This window comes from Serinicoccus chungangensis (genome assembly GCF_006337125.1).
Taxonomy (GTDB): Bacteria; Actinomycetota; Actinomycetes; order Actinomycetales; family Dermatophilaceae; genus Ornithinicoccus; species Ornithinicoccus chungangensis.
Window position 1 is genome coordinate 1 of sequence record NZ_CP040887.1, and the last position, 13314, is coordinate 13314.

Sequence of the window (13314 nt, forward strand, 5' to 3'; positions counted from 1 at the left end):
GCGCTTCCGGCACATCTCCACCGCTTCATCCACATCCTGTGGACAACACTGTGGATGACTGCCATCACGATCGTCGTCGTCCGTTCGAGAGGGGGCTGAGCCCACCCATGTCCTCACCCTCGACCGACGCGGACGACACCTGGGGACGTGTCGTCACGGCGCTCGAGTCCAACGGGCTGGGGGCTCGGGAGAAGGCGTTCCTGCGGATCACCCGCATGGTCGGGGTGCTGGACACGACGGTGCTGCTCGCGGTGCCCTACCCGCACACCAAGGAGTTGCTCGAGACCCGTCTGCGCCAACCCATCGTGGACCTGCTGTCCCGCGAGCTGGCCCGGGAGATCCGGCTCGCCATCACGGTCGACGACGACCTGCGCCAGCAGGTGGAGGAGGAGGCCGACGACACCGACGACGACCCCCTGACCCGGGAGTCGCTCACCAGGCCGGCCTCCCAGCCCAGCTCCTCGGCAGCGTCGCCCACGTCCCCGGACGCGAGGAACGGCGCCGGCCCGGCCGCCTCGGGCAACGGCATACCCCGCCCGGCGACACCGGCGGGCCCCGCGGTCACCGGCGCCGCGGACGAGGCGCGGCTGAACCCCAAGTACACCTTCGACACCTTCGTCTCCGGGCCGTCCAACCGGTTCGCGCACGCCGCCTCCCTGGCGGTGGCCGAGTCACCGGCCCGCGCCTACAACCCGTTGTTCATCTACGGCGAGTCCGGGCTCGGCAAGACGCACCTGCTGCACGCCATCGGGCACTACGCCCGCAAGCTCTACCCCGGGGTGCGGGTGCGCTACGTGAACTCCGAGGAGTTCACCAACGACTTCATCAACTCCATCCGCGACGACAAGGCCGGGGCGTTCCAGCGCCGCTACCGCAACGTCGACTTCCTCCTGGTGGACGACATCCAGTTCCTGCAGGGCAAGGAGCAGACCGTCGAGGAGTTCTTCCACACCTTCAACACGCTGCACAACAGCGAGAAGCAGGTGGTCATCACCTCCGACCAGCCGCCCAAGCGGCTGTCCGGCTTCGCCGAGCGGATGCGCAGCCGCTTCGAGTGGGGGCTGCTCACCGACGTGCAGCCGCCGGACCTCGAGACCCGCATCGCGATCCTGCGCAAGAAGGCGGCGCAGGAGGGTATGCAGCTGCCGGACGAGGTCCTGGAGCACATCGCCAGCCGCATCACGACCAACATCCGCGAGCTCGAGGGCGCCCTCATCCGGGTGACGGCCTTCGCCTCGCTGTCCTCCCAGCCGGCCGACGCCGTCCTCGCGGCCCACGTCCTCAAGGACATCGTCCCGGGCAGCGAGACGGCCCAGATCACCGTGTCGACGATCATCCGCGAGGTCTCGGAGTACTTCCAGATCACCATCGAGGAGCTGTGCGGCACCTCGCGCTCCCGGACCCTGGTGAACGCCCGCCAGATCGCGATGTACCTGTGCCGCGAGCTCACCGACCTCTCGCTGCCCAAGATCGGCCAGGAGTTCGGCGGCCGGGACCACACGACGGTCATGCACGCCGAGCGCAAGATCCGCGGGCAGATCGGCGAACGACGCGCGCTCTACGACCAGATCGCCGAGCTCACCGGGCGCATCCGCCGCGCCTCGCAGCGCTGACCCTCACCACGACTCTGTCCACACCTGTGGATAACCCTGTGCGTTGTGGCTCAGCGTTCACCGCCGTCACACCCGTTCCTCCCCCCACCCTCGCCGCGGGCCTGCAGACGTGTCGTCCGGCTGTGCACAGGGTGTGGAGAAGCTGGGCATCGCCGCAGGTCAGCATGGGGAAGGACGGTGCAGGAGCGCCGGGGCGCTGGGGACCGCGCCGATCCGTCCCCAGGTCGTGCCTCGCGCTCCACCGGTCCCTGCACGTCGTGTGCACAGGAGCCCACCCGGCTCGCCACGCCTGCCGACCTGCGTCGACGGCCTCCGGAGCGAGGGTTGTCCACAGGATCCACAGGCCCGATGACGATGACGAACAGTCCCTCTCCCCTCGATGATCCTCCTACGTCCCTGGGGACGTGCTGCAGCGGGACGGGGGTGTTCGTGGCAGAGTTGCCCCGAAGACCACACAGTGCGGAAGGTTCCAGGTGTCGTGAAGTTTCGTGTCGAGCGCGATGTGCTCTCCGAGGCGGTGGCGTGGGTCGTGCGTGGCCTGTCCAACCGTCCCCCCGTACCGGTGCTCGCCGGTGTCCTGCTGACGGCCGACCCCGAGGGCACGCTGACCTTCTCCGCCTACGACTACGAGGTCTCCGCCACGGTCACCGTCGAGGCCGAGGTGTCCGAGGGTGGTCAGGTGCTGGTGCTGGGCCGCCTGCTGGCCGACATCGCCCGCAACCTGCCCGGCAAGCCGGTCGAGGTGTCCACCGACGGTTCCAAGGTCTCGCTGACCTGCGGCTCGAGCCGGTTCGCCCTCATCCAGATGCCGGTCGCGGACTACCCCCAGCTTCCGGCCCAGGCGGAGACGAGCGGGTCGGTCCCCGGTGACGCCTTCACCCAGGCGGTCAACCAGGTCTCCATCGCGGCGGACCGCGGCGACACGCTGCCGATCCTCACCGGGGTGCGGGTCGAGATCGACGGCGAACGCATCACCATGCTGGCCACCGACCGCTACCGCCTGGCCCAGCGCGAGCTGACGTGGTCCCCGGGCAGCCCGGACGCCGACCACGTGTGCCTCATCCCGGCGCGCACCCTCTCGGAGACCGCGAAGTCGCTGGGCGCGAGCGCGGCCGTCGAGCTGTCGCTCGGCGCCGCGGGCCGTGGTGACGGCCTCGTCGGCTTCGAGGCCGGCCGGCGCCGCTCGACCACCCGGCTGCTGGACGGGGAGTACCCCAAGGTCACCTCGATCTTCCCCTCCTCCGTCGACAGCGTCGCCGTCGTGGACACCCAGGCCTTCATCGAGGCGGTGCGCCGCGTCGCCCTGGTGGCCGAGCGCAACACGCCGGTGCGCCTGCGGTTCACCGACGGCCAGCTCGCGATCGAGGCCGGCACGGGCGACGACGCGCAGGGCAGCGAGGCCGTGGAGGCCACCCTCGAGGGTCCGGAGATCGAGATCGCCTTCAACCCGCAGTTCCTCCTCGACGGGCTCAACGTCCTCGGTCAGCCCTACACCCGGCTGTCGTTCACCCAGCCCTCACGTCCGGCCGTGATCTCCGGCCAGGCCGACCTGGCGGGGGACGCCGACGACTCCTACCGGTACGTCCTCATGCCGGTACGCTTCGCGGGTTGACTCCCGGGTTGACCCCACGTCAGCAGATCATCACCCACCGAAGGAGCAGCAGATGAAGATCGGCATGATCGGACTGGGCAAGATGGGCAACAACATGCGCGAGCGCCTGCGCCGCGCCGGCCACGAGGTCGTGGGGTTCGACCTCGACGAGAAGCTCCGCGACGTCGACGACGTCGAGTCGATGATCCAGGCCCTGGAGCCGCCGCGGGTGGTCTGGGTCATGGTCCCGCACGGCAAGCCGACCCGCTCCACGGTCGAGCAGCTCGGGGAGCTGCTCGACGAGGGCGACCTCATCATCGAGGGCGGCAACTCCAAGTACACCGAGGACCGTGAGCTCGACGCGCTCATGGAGCCCAAGGGCATCGGCTATGTCGACTGCGGCGTCTCCGGCGGCATCTGGGGGCTGGAGAACGGCTACGGCCTCATGTGCGGTGGCCGCGAGGAGGACGTCGAGAAGGCCATGCCGATCTTCGACGCCCTGCGCCCCGAGGGCCCCCGCGAGGAGGGCTTCGTGCACGCCGGCGAGGTCGGGGCCGGCCACTACGCCAAGATGGTCCACAACGGCATCGAGTACGGCCTGATGCACGCCTACGCCGAGGGCTTCGAGCTGCTCATGGCCAAGGACATCGTCACCGACGTCCGCGGGTGCTTCCAGGCCTGGAGCCGGGGCACGGTGGTCCGCTCCTGGCTGCTCGACCTGCTGGTCAGCGCGCTCGGCGACACGCCCGAGCTCAAGGGCATCGACGCCTACACCACCGACTCCGGGGAGGGGCGGTGGACGGTCGAGGAGGCCATCGACAACGCGGTGCCGATGCCGGTCATCAGCGCCGCGCTCTTCGCCCGCTTCGCCTCCCGCCAGGAGAACTCCCCCGCGATGCAGGCGGTCGCCGCGCTGCGGGGCCAGTTCGGTGGTCACGACGTCCGGATGCTCGACGACGCCGACCTCGAGGAGGACCAGGCGGAGGTGCACCAGGGCGCCGAGCCGAAGAAGAACGACTCCGAGAGCCAGCAGCGCCCCGGTGCCGACGGTGGCGGCGAGGGTGACGGTGCGGCCACGGCCGACGCCGGGCCCTCCTCCGGCTCCGGCGCCACCGAGGACCGGTCCGGGCCGACCTCCGGCACCGGCGACACCCACTGAGCCGACGCGAGCGCGGTGCACCTGACACACCTGGAGGTCAGCGACTTCCGTAGCTATCCCGCCGCCGAGGTCGACCTGGAGCCCGGGGTCAGCGTGCTCCTCGGGCGCAACGGGCAGGGCAAGACCAACCTCGTCGAGGCGGCCGGCTACGTCGCGACCCTGAGCAGCCACCGGGTGGCCCAGGACGCCCCGCTGGTGCGTGCCGGCGCGACGGGGTCGGCCATCGTGCGGGCCACCGTCGTCCGCGACGGCCGGGAGTCCCTCGTCGAGCTGGAGATCGTCCCCGGCAAGGCCAACCGCGCCCGGCTCAACCGTGCTCCGGTGGGCCGGCAGCGCGACGTCCTGGGCACCCTGCGCAGCGTGCTCTTCGCCCCCGAGGACCTCGCGCTGGTCAAGGGGGACCCGGGCGAGCGCCGTCGGCTGCTCGACGACCTCCTCGTCGCCCGTCAGCCGCGGTGGTCCGCGGTCCGGGCGGACTACGACAAGGCGGTGCGCCAGCGGGGGGCCCTGCTCAAGCAGGCCGGACACCTCTGGCGCGCGCCCACCCGCCGCTCCGGGGGACCGCGGCTGGCCCCGGGTGAGACCCTCGAGGAGGCCCGGGACGGCGCCCTCGCGACCCTCGCGGTGTTCGACGAGCAGCTGGCGCAGATCGGCGGTGCCCTGCTCTACGCGCGGCTCCGGCTGCTGCGCGACCTGCGCCCCTACCTCGAGCAGGCCTACCGCACCCTCAGCGACAGCGAGACCCGCGCCGGAGCGACCTACCGCAGCAGCCTCGACCCCGGCACGGAGGTGAGCGAGGCCGTCGCGGCCGGCGAGGTCCCGAGCCAGGAGGAGCTGACGACGGCGATCCTGCGGTCGATCGACGTGGTCCGGACCCAGGAGCAGGAGCGGGGGGTATGCCTCGTCGGCCCGCACCGCGACGACCTCGTGCTCGGCCTGGGCGAGCTGCCGGCCAAGGGCTACGCCAGCCACGGGGAGTCCTGGAGCATGGCGCTGGCGTTGCGCCTGGCCGGGTTCGAGCTGCTGCGGCACGACCTGGGGACCGACCCCGTGCTCGTCCTCGACGACGTCTTCGCCGAGCTGGACTCCGGCCGTCGGGAACGGCTGGCGGGGCTTGTCGCGGACTGCGAGCAGGTGCTCGTGACGGCAGCGGTGGCCGAGGACGTGCCCGCGAGGCTCCTGGGCGCCGGGAGCCGGGTCTTCGACGTGACCCTCGGGTCGGTGAGCCCCCGGGCCCCGGAGCCCGTCGAGCAGGCGGCCAAGCAGCCATGACGGGTCCACGCACCCCCGGAGCGGGACCCGGCGAGGGGGACGCCGCCCCGGGCGACGGGACGATGGACGCCGCCCGGGAGGCGCTGTCCCGCGCTCGCCGCACCGCACGCGACAAGGGACTGCGCCCCGGCTCACCGGCGCGGTCCCGGCGACGTCGCGGGTCCACCGGGGAGGAGCCTGACCTGCGGGCCCGTCGCGACCCGCAGCTGCTCGGGGACGAGATGGAGCGTCTCGTCGCCGGGCGCGGCTGGGCCGGCGAGGTGCAGGTAGGCGGGGTCGTCGGCCGGTGGCGGGCCATCGTCGGGGACCAGGTGGCCGACCAGGTCGAGGTCGTCGCCTTCGAAGGCAGCACGCTCACCGTCCGGGCCCGCTCCACGGCCTGGGCCACGCAGATGCGCCTGCTCACCTCCACGGTGCTGGCCCGGATCGAGGAGCTCGTCGGGGAGGGCGTCGTCGCCGAGATCGTCGTGCAGGGGCCGGCCGGGCCGCACTGGCGCAAGGGCCCGCTCTCCTCCGGAGGTCGCGGGCCGCGGGACACCTACGGCTGAGACGCGCTCCTGGCGTTCGTGACCCGGGCCGCGTGGGGGGATGCCTGATCCGGGGTCACCGCGCTCTCGTCGGCGTTGGAACGCCTCAGACGACGGGGCACACGCCGTCGAAACTCGGATGCGTGCGGCGGAAAGGGTAGACTGAGACGTCTTTGACACATCCACCCGAGGAGCCCCCTTGTCCAGTGCCGGACCAGAGCACGGAGCGAGTCCCGACGCCACCGGTGAGCCGGCCATGCCGGAGCTCCCCGAGGCGGCAGCGCAGTCCGGGTCGCCGGAGTCCCTCGCCACGGCCTCGGCCTACGACGCCTCGGCGATCACCGTGCTCGAGGGACTCGAGGCGGTCCGCAAGCGGCCGGGGATGTACATCGGGTCCACCGGGCCGCGCGGCCTGCACCACCTGGTGTGGGAGATCGTGGACAACGCGGTCGACGAGGCGCTCGCCGGCGAGGCCGACCGTATCGACGTCGCCCTCCGGGCCGACGGGGCGGTGCGGGTGCGCGACAACGGGCGCGGCATCCCCACCGACATCCACCCGGTGGAGAAGAAGCCGGCCGTCGAGCTCGTCCTCACCCAGCTGCACGCCGGCGGCAAGTTCGGCGGCGGGGGCTACAAGGTCTCCGGCGGGCTGCACGGCGTCGGGTCCTCGGTGGTCAACGCGCTGTCCGAGCGGCTGGACGTGGAGGTGCGCCAGCGCGGCACGGTCTTCACCCAGACCTACCACCTGGGGGTGCCGCAGGCGCCCCTGGCCGAGCACGAGCCCGCCTCGGAGGCCGACCGGCAGACCGGGACGACCATCACCTTCTGGCCCAGCCCGGACATCTTCGACGCCGTCGACTTCGACTACGAGACCATCCGGGCGCGCTTCCAGCAGATGGCCTTCCTCAACAAGGGCCTGACCATCGCCCTGATCGACGAGCGCCCCAGCGAGGTGCAGGTCGACGTCGACGCCCTGGACGACGACCCCATGGACGGGGAGGGTGAGGCCGACGACGACGGAACCACCCCGGGTCTGGAGCGGGGCACCGGTGGGTCGGGCACCGGCCGCTCGCACACCTACCGCTACGACAACGGCCTGCTGGACTACGTCACCTACCTCAACAGGTCCAAGCGCAGCGAGCCCGTGCACGCCGACGTCATCGCCTTCGAGAGCTCGGACGAGAGCCGCATGCTGAGCCTGGAGATCGCGATGCAGTGGACGGGCGCCTACACCGAGGCCGTCCACACCTACGCCAACGCCATCAACACCCACGAGGGCGGGACCCACGAGGAGGGCTTCCGGTCGGCGCTGACCCGCATGGTCAACGACTTCGCCCGCGAGCAGAAGCTGCTCAAGGAGAAGGACCCCAACCTCACCGGTGACGACATCCGCGAAGGGCTGACCGCGGTCATCAGCGTCAAGCTGGGCGAGCCGCAGTTCGAGGGCCAGACCAAGACCAAGCTCGGCAACTCCGAGGTGCGCGGCTTCGTGCAGACCGCGATGTACGAGGAGTTCGGGCACTGGCTGCAGGCACACCCCCGTGAGGGCAAGGAGATCGTCGGCAAGGCGGTCCAGGCCGCCACGGCGCGGATCGCCGCCCGCAAGGCGCGCGACGCCACCCGGCGCAAGGGCCTGCTGGAGTCCGGCGGGCTGCCCGGCAAGCTGCGCGACTGCCAGTCCAACGACCCGACGATCTCCGAGGTCTTCATCGTCGAGGGCGACTCGGCCGGTGGTTCGGCGGTGCGCGGCCGCAACCCGCACAACCAGGCGATCCTGCCGATCCGGGGCAAGATCCTCAACGTCGAGAAGGCGCGCCTGGACAAGATCCTCGCCAACCAGGAGGTGCAGGCCCTCATCAGCGGCTTCGGCACCGGCATCGGCGAGGACTTCGACATCTCCAAGGCGCGCTACCACAAGATCGTGCTCATGGCGGACGCCGACGTCGACGGTCTGCACATCCGGACCCTGCTGCTGACGCTGCTCTTCCGGTTCATGAAGCCGCTCATCGAGGCCGGCTACGTCTACCTCGCGCAGCCGCCGCTCTACCGGATCAAGTGGACCAACGCCGAGCACCAGTTCGCCTTCACCGACCGGGAGCGCAACGCCCTCCTCGAGGACGGCGCCGGCAAGGGCTGGCGCCTGCCCAAGGACACCGGCGTGCAGCGCTACAAGGGTCTGGGCGAGATGGACTACGGCGAGCTGTGGGACACCACGATGAACCCGGACACCCGGGTGCTCCTGCAGGTCTCGCTGGAGGACGCCGCCAAGGCGGACGAGATCTTCGCCATCCTCATGGGCGAGGACGTCGAGTCCCGGCGCGCGTTCATCCAGCGCAACGCCCGCGACGTGCGTTTCCTCGACATCTGAGCCGCCCCACCCCATACCTGAATCGACGTAGGTGACCCATGGCTGACGACCAGACCCCCGACCTGCCGGAGATCCCGGACGCGTCCAGCGCCGCGCAGAGCGCCGACGCCGCCCTCGAGGCGGCGGTGGCCGGCACCGGCGACCGGATCGAGCCGATCGACCTCAACGCCGAGATGCAGCGCAGCTACATCGAGTACGCGATGAGCGTGATCGTCTCCCGGGCCCTGCCCGACGTGCGCGACGGCCTCAAGCCGGTGCACCGGCGGGTGCTCTACGCGATGTACGACGGCGGCTACCGCCCGGACCGCGGCTTCAACAAGTGCTCCCGCGTCGTCGGCGACGTCATGGGGCAGTACCACCCGCACGGCGACGGGGCGATCTACGACGCCCTGGTCCGGCTGGTGCAGGACTGGTCGATGCGGCACCCGCTGGTGCAGGGGCAGGGCAACTTCGGGACCCCCGGGGACGACCCGGCGGCTGCCCCGCGGTACACCGAGTGCCGGCTGCACCCGCTGGCCATGGAGATGGTGCGCGACATCCGCGAGGACACCGTCGACATGGTCGACAACTACGACGGCAAGACCCGCGAACCCGCGGTGCTGCCCGCCCGCTTCCCGAACCTGCTGGTCAACGGGTCGGCAGGGATCGCCGTCGGGATGGCCACGCAGATCCCGCCGCACAACCTGCGCGAGGTCGCCGAGGGCGCGCAGTGGCTGCTGCAGCACCCGGAGGCCTCCCGCGAGGAGCTGCTGGACGCCCTGCTGGGGATCATCAAGGGCCCGGACTTCCCGACCGGCGCGCTCATCATGGGCAAGAAGGGCATCGAGGACGCCTACCGCACCGGCCGCGGGTCGATCATCATGCGGGCCGTGGTCGAGGTCGAGGAGATCCAGGGGCGCACGTGCCTCGTCGCGACCGAGCTGCCCTACCAGGTCAACCCGGACAGCCTGGCGAAGAAGATCGCCGACCTCGTCAAGGACGGCCGGATCAACGGTGTCGCGGACCTGCGCGACGAGACCTCCGGGCGCACCGGCCAGCGGCTGGTCGTCGTGCTCAAGCGGGACGCCGTCGCCAAGGTCGTCCTCAACAACCTCTACAAGCACACCCAGCTGCAGCAGTCCTTCGGCGCCAACATGCTGGCGCTCGTCGACGGGGTGCCCCGCACCCTGCCCATCTCGGCCTTCATCCGGCACTGGGTCGACCACCAGGTCGAGGTCATCGTCCGGCGCACGCAGTACCGCCTGCGGGAGGCGGAGAAGCAGATCCACGTCTTCCGGGGCTACCTCAAGGCGCTGGACCAGCTGGACGCGGTCATCGCGCTCATCCGTCGCAGCCCGTCGGCGGACGAGGCCCGCGAGGGGCTGAAGGACCTGCTGGGGATCGACGACGACCAGGCGCGGGCCATCCTCGACCTCCAGCTGCGCCGCCTGGCCGCGCTGGAGCGGCAGGAGATCCAGAACCGGCACGACGCCCTGGAGGCCCAGATCGTCGAGTTCGAGGCGATCCTGGCCAGCCCGGAGCGCCAGCGCGAGATCATCTCCACCGAGCTCGCCGAGATCGTCGACAAGTTCGGTGACGACCGGCGTACCACCATCGTGCCGTTCGACGGCGACATGTCGATGGAGGACCTCATCACCGAGGAGGACGTCGTCGTCACCATCACCCGGGGCGGCTACGTCAAGCGGACGCCGGTGCGCGAGTACCGCGCGCAGCACCGGGGCGGCAAGGGCCGCCGGGGTGCGGCCCTGCGGGCCGACGACGTGGTGCAGCACTTCTTCGTCACCAGCACCCACCACTGGATGCTCTTCTTCACCGACCAGGGCCGGGTCTACCGCTCCAAGGCCTACGAGTTCCCCGAGGCGGGGCCGACCGGCAAGGGCCAGCACGTCGCCAACCTCATGGCCTTCCAGCCCGGGGAGACCATCCGCTCCGTGCTGCCGCTGCGCGACTACGAGCAGGCGCCCTACCTCCTGCTGGCGACCAAGAACGGCCTGGTCAAGAAGTCCCGGCTCACCGACTACGACTCTCCCCGCTCGGGTGGGCTCATCGCGGTGAACCTGCGCGACGGCGACGAGCTGGTCGGGGCGGCCCTGGCGCACGGCAGCGACGACGTCCTGCTGGTCTCCCGAGGTGGTCAGTCGGTGCGCTTCCCGGCGGCCGACGACATGCTGCGGCCCATGGGCCGGGCCACGTCGGGCGTGACCGGGATGAAGTTCCGCGGCGACGACGAGCTGCTCGCCATGCAGGTGGTCGCCGAGGGCACCGACCCCTACGTCTTCGTCGTCTTCTCGACCGGCATGGCTAAGCGCACCCCGGTGTCGCAGTACCGCGTGCAGGGGCGTGGCGGTCTGGGGATCAAGGTGGCCAAGGCCACCGAGAAGGCCGGCCCGGTCGTCGGCGCGCTCCTGGTCGACGAGACGGACGAGGTGCTCGTGCTGACCGAGCGCGGCAACGTCGTCCGCTCGGCGGTCGGCGGCGAGCGCGGGGTCCGGGTCACCGGTCGCGACACCAGCGGCGTCCGCTTCGCCAACCCCGGACGGGGCGACGCGGTCCTGGCGATCGCGCGCAACGCGGAGGCGGCCGGCGAGGAGGAGCTCGAGGAGGCCGTCGAGGCCGTGGAGGCGCAGGAGGACGGCGCGGATGCGGCGGTCCGCGAGGCCGATGGCGTACCGTCGGGTCAGAGCGAGGACCCCTCGCCGGTCGGCACCCACCCCGCCGACGACACCGAGAGCTCTGAGACCGACAGCACCGAGAGCACGGAGGACGACGGCGCATGAGCAGCACTCCGGGCCCCTCGGGGTCCCGCTCCTCGACCGACGAGACGCAGGTGCACCAGAAGGCCGGCAGCGACTCGGACGCCGACAGCTCGTCCGCCGCCGGGTCGACGCCAACCCCCCGGGACGAGCCCGACGACCGCTCGGCGGCCGCCAAGATGAAGGACGGAGCGCTCGCGCGCACCGCTCAGGGCCGTGACCTGGCCGCCCGCAAGGCCCGCGCCCTGCGCGGCGCGACCGCCGGGCTGGCCTCCGGGTCGGCGGCGGGGGCGAGCGCGGGCCGGGGCGGGTCCACGGCCCGTGGTGCTGGTCCGCGCGACGGAGTCCAGGGGAGCACGGCCCGCACGTCGGGCAACCGTCCGCCGGGGCGTCCCGCCCCGCGTCGCGGCGGCCCGCGTCGCGTGCGCCTCACCGCGCAGCGCGTCGACCCGTGGTCGGTGCTGAAGATCAGCTTCCTCGTCTCGGTGGCGCTGGGGATCTCCGGCGTTGTCATGGTGGCGGTGCTGTGGACCGTGCTGTCCGGGATGAATGTCTTCTCGACCATCAACGGCTTCCTCGCCCAGATCACCAGCGGCGAGGCCAGCGGCCCGACCATCGACCTCACCGACTACCTCGGGTTCAGCAGGGTCATGGCGCTGTCGGCCGTGCTGGGCGTGCTCAACGTCTTCCTGCTCACCGCGCTGGCCACCCTCTCGGCCTTCCTCTACAACATCTGCGCCGCCCTCGTCGGAGGCGCCCAGGTGACGCTCTCCGACGAGTGAGGTGAGCCGGCCGGCCGAGGTCGGGCGGGGACGGCCGGGTCAGCGCACGATGTGCACCGGCACCATGCTCATGTGCAGGATGTTGCGCGTCGTCGACCCCAGCAGGAACGACGAGAGCCGTCCGCTGCCCCGGTTGCCGAGCACCAGCAGCGCCGCGTCAGACGACGCCTCGACGAGGCTCTCGTCGGCGCGCCCGCTGGGGGTGGCGATCTCCACCGAGAGGTCAGGGAAGGCGGTCGTGAGGGCGTCCGCGGCATGTCGTGCCTGCCCCGCCGCCCGCTCGCGGCGCACCTCGGCTGCCTCGTCGACCGACCGCATACCGTCCACGCTCAGACCCCACGGGTCGGTCGTCGGCCGCTCCCAGCTGCTGACGACGAGCACGTCCGCGCCCCACGCCTGGGCCCACCGCGCGGCGGCCTCGGCCGCCCGCTCGGACTCCGGGGACCCGTCGACTCCGACCACCACACGGGACTCGGGTCCGGGCATCGAGGCCGGCCCCGGCACGACGGTGACCGGGCACCGGGCGTGGCCGGTGAGGCCGTAGGCGGTGGCGCCCAGGAGGGTGCTGCGGACCCGGCCGAAGCCGCGCGACCCGACGACGACGCCCCTCGCGTGGGCGGACGCCTCGTCGAGGGCCTGGCGGGGACCGAGCAAGGACCCCTGCGCGGTGACCTCGAGGTCGGGGTGCGCCTCCCGGGCGATCGCGGCGCCCTGCTCGGCGAGGTCAGCGGCCCGCTGGTGCTCGGCGGCGGGGTCCCAGATGCCGATGGAGACGTCCTGCGCGTGGACGATGCGGTCGGCGGCGTGCAGGACCACGAGGGGCGCGACCAGGCGGGCCGCGGCGTCGGCCGCCCACCGGATGGCGTCCTGGGAGCTCTGCGACCCGTCGAAGCCCACGACGATCGGTCGGGTGGTGCTCTGGGTGGTGTTCATCGTCCTCACCTCTCTGTGGGATAACTACTACACCCGATAGTAGCGCGGTGAGGGGAGTTCCCGCCATCGTCGGCAGGGGCGGTCAGCCGCCTAGCGGCGGGAAGGGTCGTCGGCTGAAGACGGTCTCGACCGGCACGGCGAAGTACTCGGCGATCTGCAGCGCGAGGACGAGGGAGGGGCTGTACTCGCCCCGTTCGAGGTAGCCCACCGTCTGGTAGTGCACGCCCAGCGCCTCGGCCAGCTCGCGGCGGCTGATGCCGCGCTCCACCCGCAGCATCGCGATCCGGTTGTGCAGCGGCGGTGACTCGCTCGGCAT

Annotated in this window: 10 protein-coding genes; 8 read left to right on the plus strand and 2 right to left on the minus strand. The window is 71.7% G+C overall.

Translation table 11 applies throughout. The features are described from left to right. The first annotated feature begins 107 nt into the window (after positions 1–107). From dnaA to FHD63_RS00040, 8 genes are all read left to right on the plus strand, one after another. A complete protein-coding gene (gene dnaA, locus FHD63_RS00005; protein ID WP_139719070.1) occupies positions 108–1613 on the plus strand; it encodes a chromosomal replication initiator protein DnaA in 1506 nt (501 codons plus the stop codon). Positions 1614–2091: 478 nt separating this feature from the next. After that, positions 2092–3225: a DNA polymerase III subunit beta gene (dnaN, locus tag FHD63_RS00010; RefSeq protein ID WP_139719072.1), complete on the plus strand. Its 1134-nt coding sequence runs from the start codon at positions 2092–2094 to the stop codon at positions 3223–3225. A gap of 52 nt (positions 3226–3277) precedes the next feature. Continuing rightward, entirely contained in the window at positions 3278–4363 is a 1086-nt protein-coding gene (gnd, locus tag FHD63_RS00015; RefSeq protein ID WP_139719074.1) for a phosphogluconate dehydrogenase (NAD(+)-dependent, decarboxylating), read from the plus strand. A gap of 15 nt (positions 4364–4378) precedes the next feature. Continuing rightward, complete coding sequence (gene recF / locus FHD63_RS00020) at positions 4379–5635, plus strand: DNA replication/repair protein RecF (protein ID WP_139719076.1); 1257 nt, start codon at positions 4379–4381, stop codon at positions 5633–5635. After that, complete coding sequence (locus tag FHD63_RS00025; protein ID WP_139719078.1) at positions 5632–6183, plus strand: DciA family protein; 552 nt, start codon at positions 5632–5634, stop codon at positions 6181–6183. The genes recF and FHD63_RS00025 overlap by 4 nt, the downstream gene beginning before the upstream one ends. 235 nt (positions 6184–6418) lie before the next feature. Continuing rightward, a complete protein-coding gene (gene gyrB, locus FHD63_RS00030; RefSeq protein WP_139719080.1) occupies positions 6419–8530 on the plus strand; it encodes a DNA topoisomerase (ATP-hydrolyzing) subunit B in 2112 nt (703 codons plus the stop codon). A 38-nt stretch (positions 8531–8568) separates the two neighbouring features. Continuing rightward, positions 8569–11307 carry a DNA gyrase subunit A gene (gyrA, locus tag FHD63_RS00035; protein ID WP_139719082.1) on the plus strand — a complete coding sequence of 913 codons (2739 nt, stop codon included), beginning with the start codon at positions 8569–8571 and terminating at the stop codon, positions 11305–11307. Next, the gene (locus FHD63_RS00040) at positions 11304–12065 is read left to right on the plus strand and encodes a DUF3566 domain-containing protein (protein WP_238705710.1); all 762 of its coding nucleotides are present in this window, start codon (positions 11304–11306) and stop codon (positions 12063–12065) included. The genes gyrA and FHD63_RS00040 overlap by 4 nt, the downstream gene beginning before the upstream one ends. A 39-nt stretch (positions 12066–12104) precedes the next feature. On the opposite strand, the gene FHD63_RS00045 is transcribed toward FHD63_RS00040, so the two are convergent. Together FHD63_RS00045 and FHD63_RS00050 are read right to left on the minus strand one after the other, a co-directional pair. Beyond that, entirely contained in the window at positions 12105–12998 is an 894-nt protein-coding gene (locus FHD63_RS00045) for a universal stress protein (RefSeq protein WP_139719083.1), read from the minus strand. Positions 12999–13080: 82 nt separating this feature from the next. After that, positions 13081–13314, minus strand: a complete 234-nt coding sequence (locus FHD63_RS00050) for a helix-turn-helix transcriptional regulator (protein WP_139719084.1) — start codon at positions 13312–13314, stop codon at positions 13081–13083.

Bases quoted from the DNA above. Each gene is read 5' to 3' on its own strand.
- dnaA (WP_139719070.1), top strand. From the start codon at position 108: ATGTCCTCACCCTCGACCGACGCGGACGACACCTGGGGACGTGTCGTC.
- gnd (WP_139719074.1), top strand. From the start codon at position 3,278: ATGAAGATCGGCATGATCGGACTGGGCAAGATGGGCAACAACATGCGC.
- FHD63_RS00025 (WP_139719078.1), top strand. From the start codon at position 5,632: ATGACGGGTCCACGCACCCCCGGAGCGGGACCCGGCGAGGGGGACGCC.
- gyrB (WP_139719080.1), top strand. From the start codon at position 6,419: ATGCCGGAGCTCCCCGAGGCGGCAGCGCAGTCCGGGTCGCCGGAGTCC.
- gyrA (WP_139719082.1), top strand. From the start codon at position 8,569: ATGGCTGACGACCAGACCCCCGACCTGCCGGAGATCCCGGACGCGTCC.
- FHD63_RS00040 (WP_238705710.1), top strand. From the start codon at position 11,304: ATGAGCAGCACTCCGGGCCCCTCGGGGTCCCGCTCCTCGACCGACGAG.
- FHD63_RS00045 (WP_139719083.1), bottom strand. From the start codon at position 12,998: ATGAACACCACCCAGAGCACCACCCGACCGATCGTCGTGGGCTTCGAC.
- FHD63_RS00050 (WP_139719084.1), bottom strand. From the start codon at position 13,314: ATGCCGAGCGAGTCACCGCCGCTGCACAACCGGATCGCGATGCTGCGG.